Annotated in this window: 25 protein-coding genes; 4 read left to right on the top strand and 21 right to left on the bottom strand. The window is 43.1% G+C overall.

Going from position 1 to position 23,242, the window contains the following annotated elements; translation table 11 throughout:
• Window positions 1–84: 84 nt before the first annotated feature.
• From PG086_RS08365 to PG086_RS08315, 11 genes are all read right to left on the bottom strand, one after another.
• On the bottom strand, window positions 85–1,026 hold the full coding sequence (locus PG086_RS08365) for a 3'-5' exoribonuclease YhaM family protein (RefSeq protein WP_109289891.1): 942 nt from the start codon (window positions 1,024–1,026) through the stop codon (window positions 85–87).
• Window positions 1,016–2,272: a DNA recombination protein RmuC gene (gene rmuC / locus PG086_RS08360; RefSeq protein WP_167266385.1), complete on the bottom strand. Its 1,257-nt coding sequence runs from the start codon at window positions 2,270–2,272 to the stop codon at window positions 1,016–1,018. Before rmuC ends, PG086_RS08365 begins: the two co-directional genes overlap by 11 nt.
• 1 nt (window position 2,273) lies before the next feature.
• On the bottom strand, window positions 2,274–2,936 hold the full coding sequence (locus tag PG086_RS08355) for a thiamine diphosphokinase (RefSeq protein WP_167266382.1): 663 nt from the start codon (window positions 2,934–2,936) through the stop codon (window positions 2,274–2,276).
• On the bottom strand, window positions 2,899–3,555 hold the full coding sequence (gene rpe / locus PG086_RS08350; RefSeq protein WP_167266380.1) for a ribulose-phosphate 3-epimerase: 657 nt from the start codon (window positions 3,553–3,555) through the stop codon (window positions 2,899–2,901). Before rpe ends, PG086_RS08355 begins: the two co-directional genes overlap by 38 nt.
• 10 nt (window positions 3,556–3,565) lie before the next feature.
• Window positions 3,566–4,444, bottom strand: coding sequence for a ribosome small subunit-dependent GTPase A (gene rsgA / locus PG086_RS08345; protein ID WP_167266499.1), 879 nt, complete (start codon window positions 4,442–4,444; stop codon window positions 3,566–3,568).
• A 1-nt stretch (window position 4,445) separates the two neighbouring features.
• On the bottom strand, window positions 4,446–5,318 hold the full coding sequence (gene rsmA, locus PG086_RS08340) for a 16S rRNA (adenine(1518)-N(6)/adenine(1519)-N(6))-dimethyltransferase RsmA (protein WP_084948418.1): 873 nt from the start codon (window positions 5,316–5,318) through the stop codon (window positions 4,446–4,448).
• A gap of 19 nt (window positions 5,319–5,337) precedes the next feature.
• A complete protein-coding gene (locus tag PG086_RS08335) occupies window positions 5,338–6,051 on the bottom strand; it encodes a dimethyladenosine transferase (protein ID WP_270748569.1) in 714 nt (237 codons plus the stop codon).
• Between the two features lie 191 nt (window positions 6,052–6,242).
• Window positions 6,243–6,578 carry a hypothetical protein gene (locus PG086_RS08330; RefSeq protein WP_270748568.1) on the bottom strand — a complete coding sequence of 112 codons (336 nt, stop codon included), beginning with the start codon at window positions 6,576–6,578 and terminating at the stop codon, window positions 6,243–6,245.
• Between the two features lie 227 nt (window positions 6,579–6,805).
• Window positions 6,806–7,657, bottom strand: a complete 852-nt coding sequence (locus PG086_RS08325) for an SDR family NAD(P)-dependent oxidoreductase (protein WP_213988839.1) — start codon at window positions 7,655–7,657, stop codon at window positions 6,806–6,808.
• An 11-nt stretch (window positions 7,658–7,668) separates the two neighbouring features.
• A complete protein-coding gene (gene rnmV, locus PG086_RS08320; RefSeq protein ID WP_213988840.1) occupies window positions 7,669–8,232 on the bottom strand; it encodes a ribonuclease M5 in 564 nt (187 codons plus the stop codon).
• Entirely contained in the window at window positions 8,229–9,005 is a 777-nt protein-coding gene (locus PG086_RS08315; RefSeq protein WP_270748628.1) for a TatD family hydrolase, read from the bottom strand. Before PG086_RS08315 ends, rnmV begins: the two co-directional genes overlap by 4 nt.
• 149 nt (window positions 9,006–9,154) lie before the next feature.
• Between PG086_RS08315 and PG086_RS08310 the strand changes: the two genes are divergently transcribed.
• Window positions 9,155–10,999 (top strand): APC family permease, encoded by a 1,845-nt coding sequence (locus PG086_RS08310; protein ID WP_270748566.1) that lies wholly within the window; start codon window positions 9,155–9,157, stop codon window positions 10,997–10,999.
• A gap of 181 nt (window positions 11,000–11,180) precedes the next feature.
• Here PG086_RS08310 and rpmH read toward each other — a convergent pair whose 3' ends face one another.
• Both rpmH and PG086_RS08300 read right to left on the bottom strand, forming a co-directional pair.
• Window positions 11,181–11,315, bottom strand: a complete 135-nt coding sequence (gene rpmH / locus PG086_RS08305; RefSeq protein WP_000831902.1) for a 50S ribosomal protein L34 — start codon at window positions 11,313–11,315, stop codon at window positions 11,181–11,183.
• A 144-nt stretch (window positions 11,316–11,459) separates the two neighbouring features.
• Entirely contained in the window at window positions 11,460–12,674 is a 1,215-nt protein-coding gene (locus PG086_RS08300; RefSeq protein ID WP_000657745.1) for a pyridoxal phosphate-dependent aminotransferase, read from the bottom strand.
• 244 nt (window positions 12,675–12,918) lie between these two features.
• Between PG086_RS08300 and PG086_RS08295 the strand changes: the two genes are divergently transcribed.
• Window positions 12,919–13,371 (top strand): universal stress protein, encoded by a 453-nt coding sequence (locus PG086_RS08295; protein WP_000079164.1) that lies wholly within the window; start codon window positions 12,919–12,921, stop codon window positions 13,369–13,371.
• Between the two features lie 32 nt (window positions 13,372–13,403).
• Here the strand turns inward: PG086_RS08295 and PG086_RS08290 are convergent, their stop codons facing one another.
• Window positions 13,404–14,798 carry a Cof-type HAD-IIB family hydrolase gene (locus PG086_RS08290; protein ID WP_109289895.1) on the bottom strand — a complete coding sequence of 465 codons (1,395 nt, stop codon included), beginning with the start codon at window positions 14,796–14,798 and terminating at the stop codon, window positions 13,404–13,406.
• A gap of 65 nt (window positions 14,799–14,863) precedes the next feature.
• Between PG086_RS08290 and PG086_RS08285 the strand changes: the two genes are divergently transcribed.
• Window positions 14,864–15,826, top strand: coding sequence for an asparaginase (locus PG086_RS08285; protein ID WP_270748563.1), 963 nt, complete (start codon window positions 14,864–14,866; stop codon window positions 15,824–15,826).
• 52 nt (window positions 15,827–15,878) lie between these two features.
• On the opposite strand, the gene ccpA is transcribed toward PG086_RS08285, so the two are convergent.
• Window positions 15,879–16,889 carry a catabolite control protein A gene (gene ccpA / locus PG086_RS08280; protein WP_001090635.1) on the bottom strand — a complete coding sequence of 337 codons (1,011 nt, stop codon included), beginning with the start codon at window positions 16,887–16,889 and terminating at the stop codon, window positions 15,879–15,881.
• 204 nt (window positions 16,890–17,093) lie between these two features.
• Between ccpA and PG086_RS08275 the strand changes: the two genes are divergently transcribed.
• Window positions 17,094–17,411 carry a DUF960 domain-containing protein gene (locus PG086_RS08275; RefSeq protein WP_084938918.1) on the top strand — a complete coding sequence of 106 codons (318 nt, stop codon included), beginning with the start codon at window positions 17,094–17,096 and terminating at the stop codon, window positions 17,409–17,411.
• 50 nt (window positions 17,412–17,461) lie between these two features.
• On the opposite strand, the gene PG086_RS08270 is transcribed toward PG086_RS08275, so the two are convergent.
• The 6 genes from PG086_RS08270 to PG086_RS08245 form a co-directional block, all read right to left on the bottom strand.
• A complete protein-coding gene (locus PG086_RS08270) occupies window positions 17,462–18,745 on the bottom strand; it encodes a DUF308 domain-containing protein (RefSeq protein ID WP_247946740.1) in 1,284 nt (427 codons plus the stop codon).
• The gene (folK, locus tag PG086_RS08265) at window positions 18,738–19,559 is read right to left on the bottom strand and encodes a 2-amino-4-hydroxy-6-hydroxymethyldihydropteridine diphosphokinase (protein ID WP_084872196.1); all 822 of its coding nucleotides are present in this window, start codon (window positions 19,557–19,559) and stop codon (window positions 18,738–18,740) included. The genes PG086_RS08270 and folK overlap by 8 nt, the downstream gene beginning before the upstream one ends.
• Before the next feature lie 41 nt (window positions 19,560–19,600).
• Window positions 19,601–20,155: a GTP cyclohydrolase I FolE gene (gene folE, locus PG086_RS08260; RefSeq protein WP_000380916.1), complete on the bottom strand. Its 555-nt coding sequence runs from the start codon at window positions 20,153–20,155 to the stop codon at window positions 19,601–19,603.
• Between the two features lie 3 nt (window positions 20,156–20,158).
• Window positions 20,159–21,460, bottom strand: coding sequence for a bifunctional folylpolyglutamate synthase/dihydrofolate synthase (locus tag PG086_RS08255; protein ID WP_270748558.1), 1,302 nt, complete (start codon window positions 21,458–21,460; stop codon window positions 20,159–20,161).
• 1 nt (window position 21,461) lies between these two features.
• On the bottom strand, window positions 21,462–22,436 hold the full coding sequence (gene folP, locus PG086_RS08250; protein WP_033585464.1) for a dihydropteroate synthase: 975 nt from the start codon (window positions 22,434–22,436) through the stop codon (window positions 21,462–21,464).
• 75 nt (window positions 22,437–22,511) lie between these two features.
• Window positions 22,512–23,219, bottom strand: coding sequence for a CPBP family intramembrane glutamic endopeptidase (locus PG086_RS08245; protein WP_045616510.1), 708 nt, complete (start codon window positions 23,217–23,219; stop codon window positions 22,512–22,514).
• Window positions 23,220–23,242: the final 23 nt, after the last annotated feature.

Here is a 23,242-nt window from a genome sequence, read left to right as displayed (position 1 = left end):
AATTTTGATATTTTATCCATTATACCATATTCACATAAAAAAACGAACATTATTGCGTAAAAAATGCTCGTTTTTCTTAAATTATTAATCTAAATCTGGTTTATAGAAGGAACGATTGTCCATAGCGAAGATTTTATTGGTCATCTCTCCTTTGTCCACCAAAGCTAGAGCTGTTGACATCATCATCATGCTGGCATCTAGATTGTCAATCATATGGATAATCTCTGCCTCCATGATACGTGGACGAACCGGGCTTCCATACTCCAGTAAGCCATGATGACTGAGGATGACATGGCGCAGTAGCACCACTTCTTCCCTAGTATCATCGATGCCGAGTTCCATGACTGTCTTGGTAATTTCACTATCGATCAGGGCGATATGCCCAAGGAGATTGCCTCGAACTGTGTACTCCGTCTGGTCTGGTCCCGTCAACTCAATGACTTTGGCCAAATCATGCAGCATAATCCCAGCATAGAGCAGGCTCTTATTGAGCTGAGGATAGATGTCACTAATGGCATCTGCCAAGCGCACCATGGTTGCTGTATGATAGGCCAAACCCGTCTCAAAGGCATGGTGGTTGGTCTTGGCAGCTGGATAGGAGTAGAATTCCTTATCATACTTGGTGTAGAGACTACGAACGATACGCTGCCAGACAGGATTTTCAATCTTGAAAATCATTTGTGACATGTAGTCACGAATCTCCTTGACATCAACCGGCGATTTGACCTTGAAGTCAGCTGGATCGTTGGGTTCCCCAGGCTGAGGCAATCGAAGAGTAATTTGATTGACTTGAGGAGTATTATTATAGACTTCTCTGCGTCCCTGCATGTGGACTACTTTCCCAGCGGTAAAGGCCTCAACGTTATGAGGTTGGGCATCCCAGAGTTTCCCTTCAATCTCGCCACTATCGTCTTGGAAGGTAAAGGCTAGGTAGTTTTTCCCAGCACGCGTCTGTCTCAGGTCAGCTGACCTAATCAGGTAAAAACCTTCAAACAGCTCATCTTTTTTCATGTGACTAATCTTCATATTCTTCCTCATCTTCTTGGAAATGGAGTAGATCAAGCGCAGGCTCACCTTCTGATAATTCAATGTGACGGAGCGTCCGCTCGATAGCTGTGGTACGACGGTTTAATAATTCATCAATATTACCAGAGGCATGTTGGAGATGTTTTTGTGCCTTGACCAGAATGCCTCCGAACTTGCCAAACTCGGTCTTGACGCTGGCAAGAGTCTTGCTGATATGGTCAGCACTCTTTTGGATATTGAGAGTCTTGAAGCCAACTGATAGAGAGTTAAGCAGGGCTGATAAGGTACTTGGACCTGCGACAATAATCTGCTCCTCCCGTCTCAAATCATCAAAGAAGACCGGATTGCGAACGATTTCTGAATAAAGACCTTCTGTCGGAACAAACAAGACTCCAAAATTGGTCGTCCGAGGTGGCGCCAGATACTTGCTCTTGATATCCTTGGCAAATCGCTTGACGCTAGCTAGGAGTGACTTGCGACAACGTTCGATTTCGTCCTTGTCACCTGCTTCATAGGCTTCTTCTAGGCGGTAATAATCCGCCAGTGGAAACTTGGAGTCAATCGGCAAATAGACATATTCCTGGTCGCCTTGGCCAGGTAACTTGATGGCGTACTCTACTCGCTCGCTAGAGTTTTCAACCGTTGCGTATTCTCGTTCGTACTGGGCTGGTGTCATGATGTCTTCGATGATTTGCCCCAGTTGCAATTCACCTAGAATCCCTCGCGTCTTGGTTCCAGATAAGACCTTATTAAGCGTACCGACATCTCGCGCAACAGTCTGCATTTCACCTAGGCCACGATTGACAGATTCTAGTTGCTTGGAAACTGTCTCAAAAGAGGCCTGCAAGCGCGTCTGCAAGGTCTTTTCCAGTTTTTCCTCGACCGTTTGGCGCATTTGTTCTAAGCGTTGGTCATTTGATTCCTGCAAGGCTTGGAGGCGTTGGTCAGTCTTATCTCTGGTTTGGAGGAGGTTCTCATTCATCTCCTGCCGAACCTGAGTCAGACCTTGGTGCAACTCCATTCGCACTTCTTGCAAACGGTCGCTGACAGCCACTTCCAAGTCTTTTTGATCCAGCTGACTGGCTTGTCTGGCTTGTTCAAAGCGATAATCCAGTTGATCTGAAAGATTGTCTGCTTGATCCTCCAAGCTCTTGGCTAGGTACTTGTCTTGCTTATCCTGCCTTTGCCAAATGAGAAAGAGTCCAGCTAGGTTGGCAATTAATAATAGTAATAATACAGTCTCCATCCTACCTCCTGTCCTTGCTATGCAGCACGACGACATAGCCATCTGGGCAAGTTATCGAAACTTCCCTATCTATATATTCGTTAGAAGCGTACACTTTTTTAAAGAAAAAATTTTCCTCTGTCAACTCATACTTGGCACCAAGAATGGTCAGCTGGCTATCCCGAACCGGCATAAAGGCTAGATAATCGTAGTCCGAGCGGGTCTCTAGTTGACTGGTCCCTTCTGGACAATAGGCAATCACATTTTGCCCATCCTCAATCGCTATCTGGCGCATATAGGGTGCCAACTTGGGATTGCTAGGCAGAAAAACATTAGCCAGCATATGGTCAATACGACCACCAAAAGCACCGAAAATAGTTACCTGAGCCTGAGAATTTTGCTCAAAGATGGTTAAGAGAGCCAATTCCAGATCTGTATCATCCTTTTCTGGCTGGGCTTGAACAAAATGTTGGGCACGTTTTTGAATCAACTGACGTTCGTCTGCAGTCACCGAATCAAAATCTCCAACTGCTAGAGTGAGAGGCAAGTCTTCTTCCAAGACCCAGAGCGAGCCTCGATCCACACCGACAAAGCAATCAAAATCCGTCCGATAATGACCGCGATCTCCGCCGGCAAAAACGGCAACCCTAGTCCAATTGTTTTCTGAGAGTTTGCACTCGTTCATTGACATCTCCCTTAAAGACATAAGACCCTGCTACAAAAACGGTAGCACCAGCTTCTTTGGCTTGAGCAATGGTCTGATCATCAATACCACCATCGACTTCAATCTCAAAGTCCAAGCCTTTTTCCTCACGAAGGGCAACCAACTCACGAACCTTGTCCATGGTTTCAGGCAGAAAGGCTTGACCGCCAAATCCAGGGTTCACTGTCATGACCAAGACTTGGTCAACTAGGTGAAGGACGTGCTTGATCGCCTCGACAGGTGTCCCAGGATTGATAACAACCGAAGGTTTAACACCGAGAGAGCGAATTTTTTGGAGGGCGCCATGGATATGAGGCGTTGCTTCCACATGGATACTGATGATATCTGCACCTGCACGCACAAAATCTTCTAGATGATGCTCAGGATTCGCCACCATCAAGTGGCAGTCAAAGACCATCTTGCTATGGGGGCGAAGAGCTTCAACCACACCTGCACCAAAACTGATTTGTGGTACAAAGTGACCATCCATGATATCGATATGGGCATACTCTGCTCCAGTTGCTTCTAGGCGTTTGATTTCACGTTCAAAGTTGGCATAATCTGCTGCCAGAATTGACGGAGCAATCTTGTATTGAGACATAGGTTTCTCCTTATTTTGGAATTTTTTTGCTGACTTTTTTATAGGTTTCTCTGCGATTTTCAATTTCACTGAGGAATTGCAGGTAGTTGTCAAAACGGAAGATCGCAATAGCGCCTTCTTCTACAGCCGGCTTAACCGCACAGGATGGCTCATGGGTATGAGTACAAGTACGAAACTTGCAGTCTCGACTGACACTAGCAATCTCTGGAAAGGCCTGGTTCAGCTCTTCAGCCGTTGACACTTCATAATCCAGTGATGAAAAGCCTGGTGTGTCCGCGATTTTACCCCCATTGAGGTTGTAAAAACTAACAGCTCGAGTGGTATGACGACCGCGACCTAGACTGTCTGAGATTTCTCCTGTTTCAAGATTGAGGTCTGGGGCGATTTTATTGAGGAGGGTTGATTTTCCCACACCTGTCTGCCCCATAAAGACCGTCACTTTTCCTGTCAATAAGGGCAGGAGTTCCTCCTTACTGGTCACAAAGTCATAACCAATGTCACGATAGGTTTGTTGATAAAAATCTAATTCTCCCCTATCTTCCAGCAAATCCATTTTAGAAATATAAACGATGGGGTGGATACCCTTGTGCTCCAGAAGAACCAAGAAACGATCCAGCAAATTGCTGTTGAAGTCCGGCTCCTTGACCGACATGATAACCACGGCTTGGTCAATATTGACAATAGGCGGACGGACGAGACTGTTTTTCCGTTCATGAATCTTGAGGATATAACCTTCTGAATGTTCCTCTGCAGAAAAATCTACCCAATCCCCAACATAGGGCGTGTGGCCTTTTTTGCGGAAATTTCCACGCGCACGTGTCTGATAGACTTGGCCATCACTCTCGACATAATAGAATCCTGCCAAGGCTTTAATGATTTGTCCCTGCATCTTAGAGTCCTTGTCCTTTAAGCGCATCTGCTAGACTGGCAAATTCTTCTAAGCTGAGAGCTTCACCACGTACAGATGGAGATAAGCCTGCCTGGTCCAAAGCCTTGGTCAGCTTATCCTTGACTTCATCAGTTTTCCCAAAGTAGCCTGTTAAGTTATTCCATAAGGTCTTGCGACGATGAGTGAAGCTAGCCTTGGAAACCTTAAAGAAAAAGTTCTCATCTTTTACTGCTACAGCAGGCTCTGGACGGCGCACCATTTTTAAAATGGCTGAGTCCACGTTTGGGGCTGGCACAAAGACCGTACGAGGCACGATGAAGGCAACCTTAGCTGTCATATAATACTGTACAGCAATCGACAAGCTACCGTAAGCCTTGGTATTGGGCTGTGCTGAGATGCGATCCGCCACTTCTTTTTGCATCATGACGACAAACTCACTAAAAGGAATGCCACTCTCGATTAAATGCATGAGAATAGGCGTTGTGATATAGTAGGGCAAGTTGGCTACTACCTTGATTGGCAGATCAGGATTTTTAAAATTCTGGATATGTTGCGCCAAATCGACCTTGAGAATGTCCTCGTTGACTACTGTTACATTGTCAAAATCACGTAAAGTATCTGCTAAAATTGGCACCAAACGGTGATCGATCTCAAATGCCATGACTTGAGCCGCACGCTCAGCCAAAAACTCCGTCAAAGCACCAATCCCTGGCCCGATTTCGATGACATTAACCTGATCATCAATTTCAGCCGTATCCACGATTTTTTGAAGGATATTGGTATCCGTCAGGAAATTTTGCCCGAAGGACTTTTTAAAGGTAAAACCGTGACGCTCCAGCACTGCCTTAGTCACGCTATAATCTGCAATTCTCATTTATTCTCTTTTCTATTTATTAGCTAAAAATAATATATAAAACCCATATAATTACTAGTGCCAACAAAATCCAAAACACTAAAAGAACACGAGACTTGGTCCCTTTTGAATCAGCTCCAGTCGTATCTAGCACTTTTTTATCTTCTTGGGGGTTCATTTTCTTCAGTTCATCCTGATAGGCAACCGAATCTAGAATATTGTCTTCTGGTAATAATTCTGAAGCATAATAATCAGGAAAGCCCATAGCAGGACCAATTAAGTTCTTTTCTGTCACAGAAAAATCTAAATCTTTGGGTTGATTTTCCCGAATAGCTCGTATATTTTTTAACAGTTTATCAGAAACAACAGACACTTGGTCCATAAAAACAACATCTAAGACATCAAATCCGAGAACATCACCATCTTTTACGTTTGCAAGAATATAACGAACAAAGGCATCATATAGCTGCACGGATTGTGGGGCATTCTCTTCTAAAAAAGATCGGTTTTTGAGGGCATTCTGCTGGAATTTTTCAATAGAAAGCAAGATATCTACATTCTGCTCTTGGTAAAATCTTTCTGCTTGCTCTTCATCTTCTTCCAGTTTTTCTGCTGTTTCCCAAAGAGCAATCGGAGCTTTTAAATCTTCTTCATCCCAAAACAATTGCCAAAAATAGGGTATTGTGTAAATTCCCGCTGTTAGAATACGGGCTTCATCTCCGTTTTTTAAGTAAATATAACTTCTATTTGCCATATCATTTCCTTTCACAATCTTTGAAAAAGGTTAGTGGTTCAAGTAGGATGTAGATAAAACTATAAAGTTTCCAATTTTTCATGCCCAATCGAAAACCTAGACTTCATTTAAAAAGATGTTTCATAAAAGCACCAAGGGACGATAACAATACATGACCAGTTCAACCTCGGTCAGGACATCATCTGCAATTCTCATTTATTATCTTTACTAATGTAGTATGCTTCCGGGGTATAATGATAGAGCAAAACAAATAAGGGAATCTCAGTAATTCCTTCCAACATCTCTTTTAATACTCCATCTGGATGGATAATCTCTCCTGTTTTAGTGAAATAAACACCTTGTTCCCCATTTCGATTGCGGAGTTCCCAGGCCACATTATTTCCTTGAACAGACGGCAAATAACGTTCCCTTTCTAGAAAATCAAAAAAATCTTTCACCGTCATGTCTTCCGGAACTTCAAATTCTACCTCATGAGGTAATACATCATCACCCATACAGACAGAATCTCTGTCAACTTGTATTTTCATTTCGCTCTGCCCTTATAAGTTTCTATTTTAACGCTATCAAAATAAATAGCCCTAGAAATAAATCAACTATAATACATCGTCATATATACGAGGAACTATTTAACATCCCTTAACTTATCCTGGCTTCTTCCATTTTCATTAGGAACACATCAAACAACTCCATATACGGAATTTTCACTCACTATTGAAACAACTTGTAAAATCTGTTCTATTTTTTAAAATCTTTATCATTCATCGTTTGAAAAAGTCAATTGCTCAAGTAAGGAATAAAGTTTTGCTTGCTCCTCCTCTTCGTAAGCAGATCTATTTGCCTTTACTTCCCTACATTTCTCGTCATACAAAAAACCGTCATATCCGTCTTCTGTAGATAAGGCTGTGTAGACTTTCGCCATTTCTTCAGGACTAATCGAAAATCTTGACTTGATTTTATACAAATTTTTCATAAAAGTACTGAGGTGATTGTAGCGGCGCATATCTACTTTGACATTGGTCACACGAATTGCCTGAATTTTAATATCTTTCCAATGTTTCCGCATATAAAGCGACAGCATCAACAAGGCTAGTTTATTCTGATAATAAGTCTTAGCAGGACTGTAATGTTTTTGACCAGCTAAATTTTCAAAATCAAGTTTCATGAAAGGATAAAGCATCAGCCCCTGGGAAGAAATATTAATAATCCGTCCACTCTCTGACTTCTCCAACAAACCTTTCAACAGGAAAGAAAGCAGGAAGGGCGCAACAACATTGGTCGCAAATTGCTTTTCTAATCCATCCTTAGTCAGGATGGGCTTTTTGACTGATAAATCAAAGTCAGCTGCATTGTTAATTAGAACGTCTAGAACGTCTTCTTTTTGAATATACTGTTCCGCTGCTTTCCTGACACTCTTCATATCAGATAAATCAGCCAAGATATAATCTACATGTGGATTTCCTGTCTGCTGACGAATTTCCTCACAAGCTTGCTCGGCAGCCTCTTGCCGCCTACAAAATAGGGTCACTGACCACCCTTTCTCAGCTAACTGCCTTGCAGCTTGATAGCCGATGCCACTGTTACCACCGGTAATAATTACTTTTTCCATTTTTTACTCCTTTAAACTGAATATTTTATCATAACTTCTTCCACTTCTGCTAAGGTCACCCCAAATAACTCTAATCGCTTGAGGAGTTGCTTGCCGTTGGAATAGCCAATGCGGAGCTGTTCGCCTAGATACTCTCGGCGCCTACGACTATCTGCTCCCGCCAAGAAACCTAGGCGAATCAAGTCACTCCGACTAATGTCAAACTCGTTCTCATTTTCAAATTGCTCTGTCACCTGGGCCAGCGCTGTTTTTAGGTCTTCATAGCTGGCGTGTTCGATTCCCAGAGAACGTCCCTTGGACTTAGATTTGGGAACAGCTTCATCTCGCTTGAGAAAGGCATGCTGCACAGTTGGAATGGCCGTCATAATCATGCGCCGAATCCGCTCCCCATTAAAATCTGGATCTGTAAAGACAATGACTCCATGCAATTCATGCAGGCGCTGAATGCGCTCTATATCCTGGTCATTAACGGCAGAACCTCGTGTTTCATAGGTCTCTACATCAAAGTAACGTTTGAGATTGGCCGTATCATCGCGACCTTCAACCACGATGACTTGGGAAATTTTTTCTTTCATGATTGTTTTTCCAATCCAAAAATTCGCTCTGCATTTGCAGTCGTTGCTGCTGCTAATTCCTCGGTCGTCATCCCACGCAAGTCAGCAATAAAGTCCACCACATAGCGTGTGTAGGCTGTTTTATTCTCACGGCCACGTTTAGGAACAGGAGCCAGGTAGGGCGCATCCGTCTCTACCAAAATTTTATCCAAAGGAAGCTCTCTAGCAGCTTCTTGGACATCTGTAGCTTTTTTAAAGGTCACCACTCCTGAGAAAGAAATAGTCATACCAAGCTCGACAAACTTCTCAGCCCACTCGAGAGAGCCTGAAAATGAATGCATAATCCCACCACGAGGACCAACGCCCTCGCTCCTGATAATCTCATAAGTATCTTCCAGCGCATCACGAGTGTGGACCACAAAAGGCAAATCCAAGTCCTTAGACAACTGAATCTGACGACGAAAAACCTGCTCCTGCACTTCCTTAGGTGCTGTCATCCAGTGATAGTCTAGACCAATCTCACCTAAAGCAACAACCTTGGGATGTTTTAGCTTTTCAAGCAAGTAAGCTTCGACCTCGTCTGTGTAAGTCCCTGCTTCCGTCGGATGCCAGCCAATAGTTGCGTAGAGTTGCTCATACTCATCTGCCAACTCTAGGGCACGTTCAATGGTCGACTTGTCAAAACCAACAATATTCATCTGTGTCACACCCATCTCAGCAGCCAGGGCGAGTTCTTCTGCCTCGCGTCCTGCAAATTCTTCTACATTTAAATGTGTGTGCGTATCAAAAATCATCTCTTCTAACCTCATTCTTCCATCTATTATACCAAAAATAGCATCCCTCGGCTTGGAAAAATATCCAAAAACCAGTCATTCTCCCTTGACTGCCCTTTTTCAAAGCAGTATAATAACACTTATTGAAATTTTCATCAAAGGAAAAGAAAATGTTTAGAAAATTAAAATATACCTTTATCGGTCGACCACTCAAGTCTCTCACAAACGGCGAAGGGGGATTACTTGGAAAAATGCAGGCACTTGCAATGTTATCCAGTGATGCCCTATCTTCTATTGCCTATGGACCCGAACAAGTCATTCTCGTTTTAGTTAGCCTCTCTCCTCTCGCCATTTGGTGGAGCCTCCCTATCGGTATTTTTGTCCTCTTACTGCTCGCTAGTTTGACCATTTCCTATCGTCAAATCATTCATGCCTATCCTCAAGGTGGTGGGGCTTATATGGTCACTCGGGAAAACCTCTCCCCTGAACTAGGCTTGATTGCAGGGGGCAGCCTCCTTGTTGACTATATGCTGACAGTAGCCGTATCCGTTGCTTCTGGAGCTGATGCTATTACTGCAGCCATCCCTGCCCTCCATCCCTACAATCTTCATATCTCTATTTTCCTAGTCTGCCTGCTCATGCTCTTGAATTTAAGAGGCTTGAAAGAATCTGCCAGCTCTCTGATGATTCCCGTCTACCTCTTTATCTTCAGTACCGTCTTTCTCTTACTTTATGGGTTCTTTCAACTATTTACAGGTTCCCTAAACTATCAGGCGACTTCAACCATTGGACAAACTGTTCCGAGCCTTTCCATCGTTCTCCTATTGAGAGCCTTTACCAGTGGCTCTGCCTCTCTGACAGGGGTTGAAGCTATTTCAAATGCGGTACCATTTTTCAAAACTCCGAAAGAAAAGAATGCTGCTCAGACTTTGACCATCATGTCGCTGATTTTAGGATTTCTTTTTGCAGGCATTACCTTCCTCAACTACTGGATGGGTATCACGCCTCAACACGGAGAAACCATCCTCTCGCAAATGGCCAAGGGCATTCTTGGTGATTCATTCTTTGGTCATGCTAGCTACTATCTCTTCCAGTTCTCGACAGCCTTAATTCTAGCTGTAGCTGCAAATACTGGCTTTTCAGCCTTCCCTATGCTGTCCTACAATATGGCCAAAAACAAATACATGCCCCATCTCTTTATGGAAAAAGGGGATCGCCTTGGCTACTCCAACGGTATCTTAACTCTGGCTTTTGGGGCTATGATCCTTCTTCTCATTTTTAACGGGAATACTGAACGCTTGATTCCTCTTTATACTATTGGGGTCTTCGTTCCCTTTGCCCTTTCTCAGACTGGGATGATTCGTCATTGGAAAAAGGAAAAAGGAGCAAACTTCTTAAAACCTGCCTTTGCAAATATCCTTGGGGCCATCATTTGTTATGCTATCGTCCTCATTTTACTCCTCTTCAGGCTGGGAGATATTTGGCCATTCTTCCCAATTATCCTAGTTTTAACCTTCCTCTTTTTGTCCATTCACAACCATTACCAAAAAGTGGCAAAACAGCTGCGACTCTACGAAGGAATTGAAAAGCGCACTTATGACGGCAACCTTGTCCTTGTCCTAGTAGGAAATGTTACTCGAGTAAGTGTCGGAGCCATTAACTACGCTCAAAGTATCGGTGACGAAGTGTTAGCCATGCACATTTCTACTAAAGAAACGGCCGAAAAAGACCAAGAAATCCTCCAGGAATTTGCCGATTACTTCCCAAGTATCACTCTGAAGAATATCAATACCAGCTACCGCGATATCATCACCCCTAGCGTCAAGTATGTCAAACGAATCGCCCAAGAAGCTAAGCAAAAAAACTACACCGTTACAGTTCTTGTACCGCAGTTTATCCCTAACAAGCCTTGGCAAAATATCCTGCACAATCAAATGAGCCTTAAACTAAAATACGCTCTCAGATGGCACGAAGACGTCGTTGTCGCTAGCTACTCTTATCACTTAAAAGAATAAACAAAAACTCAAAATCAGTAACTTATATCTGGTTTTGAGTTTTTTGCATGTGACCTTTTAAATGAGCATTCCATGAATTCCATCTGAAATGACCGATTTCGTGGACAATGCACCCTTTAAGATAAAAACAAAAGCCAGTAGACTCGAGTTCCTACTGACTTCTTTGCTGAATTTGTTTGGATTATGCAGCCAAAACTTTGCGTCCTTTACGACGACGAGCTGCCAATACGCGACGACCGTTTTTAGTTGACATACGGTTACGGAATCCGTGTTTGCGCGCACGACGAATTTTACTTGGTTGATAAGTACGTTTCACGATGAATACCTCCTCATAGATTTTGTATTCGTTTAGCCGGCTATAAAGTGATCAGTTACTAAACATACTTTACTATTCTATCTGATTCTGATACTTTTGTCAATAGCTCTAGGCAAATGTTTCCAGCTTTTTCTAATGTAAGCCCTATCTACGATACTGTTTCAAGAAACGAGTCATCTTTTCTTGAATTTGTGCTAATTCATCCACACGAGGAAGGTAAACGATACGGAAATGGTCTGGTTCTTGCCAGTTGAAACCGCGACCATGAACCAAGAGAACCTTCTCTTGCTTCAAGAAATCAAGAACAAACTGTTCATCATCATCGATGCGGTACATATTGCGGTCAATTTTAGGGAAGATATAAAGTCCGGCTTTGGGTTTAACAGCAGATAAACCAGGTATATCTTGGATGGCATTGTAAATGAAGTTTCTTTGCTCGTAGATCCGTCCACCAGGAAGGAGCAATTCGTCCACCGACTGGTGCCCACCTAGCGAGGTTTGTACGACTTGCTGGGCCAAAACGTTAGAGCAAAGGCGCATGTTAGATAGCATATTAAGACCTTCAATATAGCCCTTGACATGTGTCTTAGGTCCAGATAAGACCATCCATCCTATACGAAAACCAGCGATACGGTGAGATTTTGAAAGGCCATTCATGCTGACACAGAAGACATCTGGAGCCAGACTAGCTACTGAGACATGCTCATGACCGTCCATGACCATACGGTCGTAAATTTCATCCGCAAAGATGATCAAATCGTTTTGACGAGCAATCTCGATAATCTCCAACAAGAGTTCCTTGGGATAGAGAGCTCCTGTCGGATTATTTGGATTGATGAGAATAATAGCCTTGGTATTTGAAGTGATTTTTGACTTGATATCGTCAATATCAGGGTACCATTCTGCAGCTTCATCACAGATATAGTGGACGGCATTTCCTCCAGCTAGGCTGACAGCCGCTGTCCAGAGAGGATAGTCTGGCATAGGTACCAAGACCTCATCTCCATTGTCCAAAAGCCCCTGCATGGACATGACAATCAGCTCACTGACACCATTTCCAAGGTAAATATCATCAATATCCACATTTGGGAATTTCTTCAGTTGGCAATACTGCATGATAGCCTTACGGGCTGAGAAAATCCCTTTAGAATCAGAGTAACCTTCGCTATCACGCGCATTCATAATCAAATCATGAATGACTTCATCTGGCGCTGTAAAGCCAAATTCTGCTGGATTCCCTGTATTCAGGCGTAAAATCTTTTCTCCATTTGCTCGCATCCGCATGGCTTCTTCCAAAACAGGACCGCGGATATCATAAGCAACATGCTCTAGCTTGCTAGATTTGTTAAATTCTTTCATCTTTTTTCCTCAATTCGTCAGGATAGTAACATTATACCACTAGAAAGTCGCTGCGACAAGCTTCCATAAACAAGGAAGTAAAAGAAAAAATGGACAATGGGAATTCTCACCAATTCTCTTTTCTTTTATTTCTATATACGCACTAAGTCTATGACCAACAATATGGTTTAAAATATGATTTTTACTTTACTTCTTTAGTGAAAAGGGTTACAATAAAAGTAAGAAAATTTCAGGAGGTTTCATTATGGCACAACGTTACCAAAATGTTATGGTCGCAATTGATGGTTCTAAAGAAGCGGACTTGGCTTTCGTCAAAGGTGTTTACACTGCTCTACGCAATGAATCCAAGCTCACCATTGTCCATGTTATTGACACACGCGCTCTTCAAAGCGTATCTACCTTTGATGCTGAAGTTTACGAAGAACTCCAAGCCGACGCTGAAAGTATGATGAAAGAGTATGAAAAGCGTGCAAAAGATGCTGGTTTAACGGATATCCACATCGTCATCGAAATGGGAAATCCCAAAACTCTCCTCGCTCGGACGATTCCGGACGCAGAAAATGTTGACTTGATTTTAGTTGGTGCTACAGGTCTCAATGCCTTTGAACGCCTCTTAGTCGGTTCTTCATCTGAATATATTCTCCGCCATGCAAAAGTCGATTTGCTGGTCGTAAGAGAAAGTGAAAAAACATTATAATTATTAAAAAAGGAGCCTAGAGCTCCTTTTTGTTACTTATTATTTCTATTTCTTTCTTTATGTCGCTCATAAGCCTTAAGCTGACGTTGTAGCTCCTGTTTAATGGCAGGTTCTGGAGCATATTTTTCTTCCCAGTCATCTGGTTTTAAAATCTTGTGTGTAACTGGGTCAAAATGAGCTTTCCCATCAGGGAAGACCTTCCCCATATTCGCTTCATGAACAATATCAAAAATACGTTCTGGATCTACTCCCATCAAAACAAAACTACCGTATGTAAAATACAGTGTGTCAATCAAAGCATCCACTTGACCGACCAGATTTTGCTTCGCAGGCGTCTTTTTCGCCACTTTCTCTGCCGCCTTATCAAGTGCCTCATGCATGCTTGCAAGGGAGTTTTGGAATTCTTCCTCCGAAGAACTTGCTGCGCGAACAAACTCTACTAATTCTTCAATTTTAAAGTCTGCGCGGTGGGTTGCACCTTCAGCATCCCATGCCTGTGGCTCTTCTTGAGTTCGTTCATCCATCATGTGGTGGAAGGTTTTAACCTTATTAAAGTGGTAGTCTCGACTGACAAACACTTTTTCTGAAGCCAAAACACCAAAGTGCTCGAGCGCCTTGTGGATACCATCTTGTTGATTACTTGCCGTAATATGCTTGGCAACTTCTTTGACACTGCTACTGCCATTCCCCATTGCAACCGACATACCAACGCCCGCCAACATTTCCAGATCGTTGTCGGAATCACCAAAGGCCATGACTTGATTGAGATCAAAACCATATTCTTTCCCGACTCGGCGAATGCCTTCTAGTTTAGAATTTCCTTGGTTAATGATATCTGCAGCAAAAGGATTGCTTCGAGTTAATTTCAAATCTTCAAAATCACTTGCTGCCTTCTCAGATTCTTCTGGCGTCATCAGCATCAAAACTTGATAAATGGGTTGATTAATCAAGTTAAGCAAGTCGTCTTCCTTTTGAGGAACTGCCTTGCTGACCATTCGATTAAAGGATCGGCTAACGGTTCTTGTCAGAACAGTCGGAATAAAACGACTAACCAGTTGAGAAAAGGATCCGAGACCAAATGACATAATTTTCGAACCAACAACGGCATGCTCGGTTCCAAGAGCGATTTCTTTACGCTCCTTTTTAGCGTAAGCAATCAGTTGACGCAGGCTTGACTTAGCAATCGGGCTCGCAAAGAGCACCTTTTCTTTATTAAAAATGTATTGGCCATTGTAGGTCACCGCAAAGTCTAGGTCCAAGTCTTCCATCAATTCCTTGACAAAAAACGGCCCTCGTCCTGTCGCTACTCCAACAAGTACCCCTTGCTCTTTGACAATCTTAATCGCGTCCTTAGTGGATTTCAAAACACTCTTACGATCGTTGACTAGCGTTCCATCGATATCAAAAAAAACAGCTTTGACTTCCATCCTATTCCATTCTCCCCTTTTGTGTTACAATGATTATACCACATTTCAGAAAGAGTGACTAAATCATGCCTAAGAAAATCCTTGTTTTACATACAGGTGGGACTATTTCCATGCAAGCAGACGCCACTGGTGCCGTTGTAACTAGTCAGGACAATCCCATGAACCATGTTTCCAATCCACTTGAAGGGATTGAGGTTCATGCCCTAGACTTTTTTAATCTGCCAAGCCCTCATATCAAACCCAAGCATATGCTTGCACTCTATCATAAGATTAAAGAGGAAGCTGATAACTACGATGGAGTTGTCATCACACATGGTACAGATACCTTAGAAGAAACAGCATACTTCCTTGATACCATGAAAATTCCTACCATCCCCATCGTTCTAACAGGGGCCATGCGTAGTTCAAACGAACTTGGTAGCGATGGTGTTTACAACTATCTGAGCGCTTTGCGAGTTGCCAGCGATGATAAAGCAGCCGACAAGGGCGTTTTGGTCGTCATGAACGATGAGATCCACGCAGCCAAGTATGTTACCAAAACTCATACGACCAACGTCAGCACCTTTCAAACCCCAACACATGGACCACTTGGCCTCATCATGAAGCAAGAAATCCTCTACTTCAAAACGGCCGAACCTCGTGTTCGTTTTGATCTCGAGCATATTCAAGGTCTGGTTCCCATCATCTCAGCCTATGCAGGTATGACAGACGAGCTGATCGATATGTTAGACTTGGAACAACTGGATGGCCTAGTCATTCAGGCCTTTGGAGCAGGCAATGTTCCCAAAGAAACAGCTCAAAAGTTGGAAAATCTCCTCCAAAAAGGAATTCCAGTCGCCTTGGTCTCACGATGTTTTAATGGTATTGCTGAACCTGTCTACGCCTACCAAGGTGGAGGAGTGCAGTTGCAACGAGCTGGTGTTTTCTTTGTCAAAGAACTCAACGCTCAAAAAGCGCGCCTCAAATTATTAATTGCCCTTAATGCTGGACTAAAAGGACAAGCTTTGAAAGACTATATGGAAGGCTAATCCTCTTCTCTAGAACACAAAATCAGGAAATCTCACGATTCCCTGATTTTTTCTATTTACGTTTTCGTGTAGAGCGACGTTCTGTCAAACCATGAGGCAAGAGAACTTCACGTTCTTCCAACTCTTCCTTATGCATAATCTTCGTCAACATACGCATGCTGATAGCACCTAAGTCATAAAGAGGTTGGGCAATAGTTGTCAAGTTTGGACGAGTGAATCGTGCAATCTGAGAGTCATCTGTCGTAATGATTTCAAACTCTTCTGGCACAGACACACCGTGGTCAGCCAAACCATTCAACACACCCGCAGCCAATTCATCACCTGTTACAACTGCGGCTGTAGCTTGTGATGAAATCAAGCGTTCTGCCAAGGCATAGCCATCGTCATAGCTGTATTTTGATTCGAAGACCAAGCCCTCGCTATAAGAATGTCCAGCTTTTTTCAAGGCTTCCTTGTAACCGATCAAACGAACCTTGCCATTGATATCATCAACAAGTGGTCCACTCACAAAAGCAATCTTTTCGTTTTCTTTGAGAAGGTAGCTTACAGCATCAATCGTTGCTTGTTTGTAGTCGATATTGACACTTGGAAGTTGGTGTTCTACATCCACAGTACCAGCAAGAACAACCGGTGTCCGTGAACGAGAAAACTCTGAACGAATCTTTTCAGTCAAGTGATAGCCCATAAAGATAATCCCATCGACTTGTTTTGAAAAGAGAGTGTTGACCACTGAAACTTCCTTTTCATCATCCTCATCACTATTTGCTAGGACAATGTTATACTTGTACATCTCAGCAATGTCGTCAATCCCCTTAGCAAGTGTTGAGAAATAACCATTGGTAATGTTCGGAATCACAACTCCGACTGTCGTTGTTTTCTTGCTAGCTAAACCACGGGCTACCGCATTTGGTCGATAGTCCAAGCGATCAATCACTTCTAGGACTTTTTTTCGAGTGTTCTCTTTAACATTCTTGTTGCCATTAACGACACGGCTAACTGTTGCCATCGAAACTCCTGCTTCACGGGCGACGTCATAAATCGTTACTGTATCATCTGTGTTCATTCCGTTTCCTTTCTATAATGAAAATTTCGCTTTCACGCATCTACTTACTCCATTTTATCACTTATTGTAAACACTTTCAAGTATTTTTAGGAGAAACTTTGAAAAAATTTCATTCTTCATTCTCATTTTGAAAAAGCGAGTAGGTTTCCTTGATTTTTCAGCTTTTTTACTGTATGATAAGAAAAATAAAAGGAGGAAGGAAACATGGCTTTTACAAATACCCAGAGACGTTCGGCCAGTTTTGGTGTTGTGACCAGCTTACCTGATGATGTTATTGACTCTTTATGGTTCATTATCGATCATTTTTTGAAAAACGTCTTTGAATTAGAAGAAGAACTTGAATTTCAGCTTCTCAACAACGAGGGGACAATTACCTTCCATTTCTCTAGTCAGAACCTTCCGACTAGCATTGATTTTGATTTCAATCATCCTTTTGATCCGCTTTACCCTCCTAGGGTCCTTGTTGTAGACATGGACGGTAGAGAAACCATCCTCCTTCCAGAAGAAAATGACCTATTTTAAAAACTCTAGCTTCTCGGCGTAAATTGCTGAGGAACTAGAGTTTTCTTTTTCTAATAAATGGATCGACTGACAACTAGACCGTTGGGTTTTGTATACTCTAAGTCAAGATAATCCTGATAAGTCCCTGGTACAATGAAACCTTGGGGACTCAATATATCAGTCCCAGCTTTTCCTACGATAGAGTCTGCCAGCAAGACACAATTGGTACTGAGAACGAAGTAGGTCTTAAACTCGGATGAGCTGAATTTATAGAGGGTCGCATCTGCTTCCTCTTTTAGTTGGTAGGAGTAGGTATGCTTGACCTCTCCCTCTCTTCTTTTCATCAACTGCGAACTTGGTTCCCAAGGAATTAACAGGTCTTCTATCTCCGCTAGGCGAGCTTGGATAGCTGTTTTCTGTTGGTCCGTCAAACTCAGACCATAAGCAAACAAGGTCTTCTGACTTTCTCTCTTACAGAGCTCGATGTATTTTTCCCGATTGGCCTTAAACAAAACACCGTCTCCAACCATGCCGAATAAACGCTCCGAGTGAGGATCATACGAACCATAGGAAATAACCTGCCCTTGATAACAAATATCCACATGTCCCATGGCGAGGAAGAAAGAGGTTTCTGAGGTATGGATAAAAATTTCCAGATCAACCGTCTGGTCGTTTTTTCTTTCCGAATGAACTTCCCCTTCTTGGCTTTCATGATTTGCCAGCCACTCATTTAGTTTTCGCAAGGTGCTGATAGGAATCAGAGCCGTCACAAAGATAGGCAGGGTCATTCGCATATGCCGCTTCAGCTTGGGATTGTTTTCTATCTTTTCAAAAAAGAAACCGTCCCGAAGGCTACTAGCCCCTAGCATGAGCAAGTAAAACCCAAGCAAGAGCAATTCAAAATTCGCTGCATCGTGAAAAGGAGAGATGCTATAAAGACCGAATCCTATCATCCATACAGCATCGACGAGATGATGGAGCCGAGGATGAATGGCATTTTTTCGATAGAGAGACCAGGTCACAAGACTAATGCCGCCCGTAAACAGCTGGTAGCTCGCAATGACAAAGACTAGGAGATAGAGGGCAAGGTCTTGCAAAATGATAGAGTCAAACACGAGAGCCGCAACCACCAGCTTGGCCAAGGTTACAAAGATGTTTTCCCGACGTTTTTTATCCTGAAACCAGCGAGTCAACAAGTGCCAAACTGCTGACAAGGAAAAGTAGCCCATCAGCAACTGGTACCCCACCCGCGGAATAACTTGTCCAAAACAAATCAGGAGAAGCCCTAAAACAATAGCAAGCAGTCCCTCCCCAATGCTCTTCCACTTGCTATAGGTATCGGAAAGTTTAGGCATTTCCTTGCTCCAACTGGTCAACTAAGTATCGAATTGGTTGTTTTAAGATTGGATGGATAAAATGGGGAGCTATTTCTTGCAGAGACTCAAGGACAAAGAGACGTTCTGCTACATAAGGGTGAGGTAAGATGAGGTCGTCTGTATAAATGACCTGGTCCTCCACAAAGAGCAAGTCCAAATCAATCAAACGAGGGCCCCAATGCACTTCTCGAACCCGTCCCATCTCTGACTCAATGCTTAATAGGGTCTCTAACAAGACTGGTGCTGGTAGCCAGGTTTCTACTTCAATCACCTGATTAGCAAAACTATCTTGCTCCACACCGCCCCAAGGTTCCGTCGTCAAAACACTGGATTCTTTGAGAATATGGATGCCGCGAGCTCGCAGTTTGTCAATAGCTTGTTCCAAGTTTGCTTGCTTATCGCCCATATTGCTTCCTAGGCCGATAAAGGCCCGTTGCTTGCGACGGTGGATGGTTACTGAGCAGGTATCAAGTGGTAAGTGGACTGGAGCCCAAGGTTTTTTGAGTTCCAGCTTAATTTCTTGAACAAGAGGATAAGCCTCAAAGGTACGCTCTACTAGTTTGTAGGCTACCGTTTCAATCAAATCCTCAGCGCTTTCCTGAAACCAAGTCGTCCACTGTTGGCAAAGTTCTCCATAGTGGACAGAAGAAGCCAAATCTAACTCAGTCGCCGCCTTGGTCATATCATAGGATAAGCTTGCGGAAATAACAAACTTTTGTCCCAATTCCTTCTCACTAGGAAAAAGACCATGATAGGCAAAAATTTCCAAATCTTTAATCTGCAGTTGATCCATAACTAGTCCTTTCTAGAAAAATCCGCACGCAGCGGATTCTTTTATAGTCCCATAAGACGATAAGCCTGATCTCGGAGATCCTTATCTGTTTCAAATAGGCCACGGGCTACGGTCGTCAAAGTTGCAGTGCCTGGTTTTCTGACACCACGCATACTCATACACATATGCTCAGCCTCAATGACAACAAAGGCTCCCTTAGCCCCTAGATAGTCCATCAAGGCATCAGCTACTTCAATATTCAACCGTTCTTGAATCTGTGGTTTTTTAGAATAAACTTCAACTGTGCGGGCTAGCTTGGACAAACCTGCCACACGTCCATCTGGAATATAGGCAATGTGCGCTCTCCCATAGAAGGGCAAGAAGTGGTGTTCACACATGGTGTGGAAAAAGATATCCTTCTCCACCACCATATTATCGTCGATAATCTCAAAGGATTTTGACAAATGTTCCTCCGCAGTTTGGCCAAGACCTGAAAAAATTTCTTGGTACATACGTGCTACACGAGCAGGCGTTTCCTGCAAGCCCTCACGATTAGCGTCCTCTCCTACAGCCTCGATAATCATTTTTACAGCTGCTTCAATTTTTTGTGTATCCATTCTCTAGTTATTCCTCTCCATTAGGTAGGCTCTCACTTGGCTCAAGAAATACAAGGAACCCGTGACAATCCTAACTGTTTTTTTCTCTTCATTTTTATCTGTCAATTTCTGCTCTAGAACATCCTGCCAACTTTGGTAATTAAGATTTCTAGACTTGGCTGTCTCTTTCAGCACGCTTTCATCCGTCGCCCGACTATCGTCAAAATAGGTTAAAGTCAATTGACTATCTGGCATCGTCTCTAGTAAATCCAGCATATCATTCAAGGCCTTGGTTTTAATACACGTAAAGAGGATTTCCTTATGATAATCCGCAAAGCGTTCTTGCAAGGTTGCCAATAAAGCCTTGATAGCATGGGGATTGTGGGCTCCATCCAAAAGCAACAATGGGTCTCTAGACACGACCTCCAAACGCCCCGGCCAACTGGTTTCCTCAAGAGCTTGAGCAACCAAGGCATTACTTGCAAATTCTCGCCCAGTCTCCTGGCAATAAGTGTCTAGGAGGGCAAGCGCCATCCCCGCATTCTCGATCTGATGTAAACCAATCAGACCTGTTTGAAAGCAACCTTGTCTGACAGAACTAGTATAGTCAAAGATTTCGCCTGTCACCACACTTTCTTGATGACTGACTTGATAATCACTCCCATAGACAAGTCTCGGTGCATGTTTAACTTCTGCCATATGGTCGATAACAGCCAAGGCTTCTGGAGCAATGCGACCTGTCACCAAAGGAATACCTTGTTTGATAATACCAGCTTTCTGCTCTGCTATGGCTTCCAAGGTGTCACCAAGTAGGGCTACATGATCCAGTCCAATGGTTGTGATGCCTGTTAAAATGGGCTGGCAAACATTGGTACTATCCAGAAGGCCACCCATGCCGACTTCCATGATAGCCACATCTACTAGCTCTGAGGCAAAGTAATCATAAGCTAAAGCTGTGATAATCTCAAACTCAGTTGTTCCCTGCAAATTGTCAGCAGATTCTCCCTCAAGCAAAGACTGATAGTCTGCCATGAGGGCTTCTAGCCTAGCCTCGGGAATGGATTCCCCATTAATGCTAATCTGATCCGTATAATGAATGAGATAGGGCGAGCTGAACACCCCAACTCTCAGTCCTAGCTTTTCCAGCATCTTTTTCAAAAAAGCAATGGTAGACCCCTTGCCGTTGGTCCCTCCGATATGGATGACCTTGAGTTTGAGATGGGGATTGCCTCGCAGAGCTAGGAGTTCTACCATGCGTTCCAAGCCAAAATGCGGTTGGTCCGTCCGGTAGTGGGCAATCCATTGATTGTTTTGAATTTCGTTCATCTTATTTATATTGTTTTAAATCTAGATTTTCTGCATCATCTGCCAATCGAATAGCTGACGCAATTTCAACCGCCATCCTGTGACTGGCTACATCGTGCACGCGCACCACTTCCACACCCTGTCTCGCAGCGATACTGGTTACATGAGCCGAAGCTGTGTCCCGATTGCGGAAACCGACTTCCGTTTCAGGATTGACTTCAAAGCCATTTTCCTCCAGGATATTAATGACAAACCGCTTACGCGAAACTCCAAGAAAGATCGGATATCCTTGCTGGTGTAATTTATCAAGGTCCCGTAGAAGGAGTAGATTTTCCTTCTTGGTGAGACCAAAGCCAATCCCTGGATCCAGCAAAATGTTTTCTCTTGCAATTCCAGCTTCCTCCGCTCTCGCTAGAGCACGTTCAAAGAAAGCCTCCATCAAGTCTTCGATTGGCACTTTTTCAAAGTCAGCTAACTCTTCTTCTGTAAAAGCTTGCCCAAAACCAAAATGAGGAAATATGAGTGAACTAGGGTGCTGAGGTCGAGCCATAACTGGATTAAACATGATAACCACTTTTGCTCCAGCCTTAGCAACCACATCCGCCATTTTTTCATCACCCATAAGACCCGTGATGTCATTTACCAGATTGGCACCAGCAGCCAAAGCAGCCTCTGCCACCTGACTTTTCCATGTATCGATAGAAATGAGGACATCACTTTCCTCACGGATAGCTTTAATCACTGGAACAACACGCTGGATTTCCTCTTCTATCTCAACATAGCTACTGCCCGGCCGAGTCGATTCTCCACCGATATCGAGCATGCACGCTCCTTCTGCTATCAATTTACGGGCTTGCTGGAGCGCCTGCTCAAGAGCAAAAAACTGCCCACCATCCGAAAAGGAATCTGGGGTTACATTGATAATGCCGCAAATGGCTGTTTTTACGTGGTTGACTTTATTGGACATAACGGTCACTTCCTTAAGGTTCTTTACCATATTATCTCTCTATTTTACCATAAAAAGAAAAAGATGGACACGCTAGTATTCATCTTTTCCAAGTAGGTCAATGGTTTAGAATGATAGACCTAGATTTCTACTAATCAATACCAATAAGGCCAACAAACAAAATGCAATACCATTGAGAATCATATGAAGCAAAATGGACATCTCCAAGCGCTCAGTCTTATAGGCTGTCCAAGTCAAAACCGTTGACATTCCTCCATAAATAATCACAGAAGGTAAATTGGTTGGCATATGGAGTAAGGCAAAGACGATTGCACCAACAACAAAGCCAAGTTTTTCTTTTCCACGGAAGATCTTTTTTGGAATAATTCCACGACACAAAATTTCTTCACAAATCGGCGCAATCAAGACTAGTAGGAAGAAAGTTGAAATCAAGGAACTATTCTGAACCAAACCATTCAGTATTGATTGGTTACTGGTTGTTGCCTCATTTGTTAGTCGAAGCAGGAGTGAACCCAAGAGATTTGTCGCAAAAATCACCAGATAACTCAGTACCAAGCGAGCCAAGTCTTTTGCCTTAAAAAAGGATAGATTAAAAGTAGCAAGTTGTGTTTTTCGTGCACCAATAATGAATACAATCAAAACGACTATGGATAGAGCACCTACTAAGAGCCCTGACTGTAAAATCGGAAACTGTTTGTTTGCTAAAAACAAAGCAAGTCCTATGGGAAATTGAGATAGAACAAAAGCTACCAAAAGGATGATCACCCATTTCCCTCTGTTTAAAACCTCTTGCCAAATCGTCTTATCTTTCATGATGTACCTCCTTATAATTAAAA

It is taken from the genome of Streptococcus halitosis (assembly GCF_027691175.1).
Taxonomy (GTDB): domain Bacteria; phylum Bacillota; class Bacilli; order Lactobacillales; family Streptococcaceae; genus Streptococcus; species Streptococcus halitosis_A.
This window is presented reverse-complemented; position numbering and strand designations above follow the sequence as displayed.